Consider the following 357-nt stretch of genomic DNA (forward strand, 5'->3'; position numbering starts at 1 on the left):
CTCTTTGAATAAGGGCTCAACAATCTTATCGAATACGTCCTTGCTACCGGCTTTCAAGTCCTTTTTAACTTTATTTGTCAACGGATACATAAGTGGCAGCTTAGCGTCAAAACTAATACCTGCGCCCATCAACCAGCTTTGTTCGGTACATTTCAGGTGTTCTTCTACTTGAGAAAACAAATCTGCGTCTATTAGGTTTTCCATTCTAATCCTTTGATTTACCATGTGTGTGGTAAGGTTTTATTCCCCCAATATTGCTCTTGTAGATTAAGCAACTCAAGTCACAATGATAAGTAATGTGATTTCATCGAATTTACACTACAACTAGGAGTGTGCGGTGCAAACAATAGGTTTTGT

Annotated in this window: 1 pseudogene; it reads right to left on the reverse strand. The window is 38.4% G+C overall.

The window, feature by feature from the left end:
• Positions 1-204 (reverse strand): annotated as a pseudogene (locus tag AB4496_RS28095) (SIR2 family protein); the annotation flags it as partial.
• Between the last annotated feature and the right edge of the window lie 153 nt (positions 205-357).

Origin of the sequence: Vibrio sp. 10N.222.46.A1 (assembly GCF_041473595.1) — a bacterium.
Taxonomy (GTDB): domain Bacteria; phylum Pseudomonadota; class Gammaproteobacteria; order Enterobacterales; family Vibrionaceae; genus Vibrio; species Vibrio tasmaniensis_A.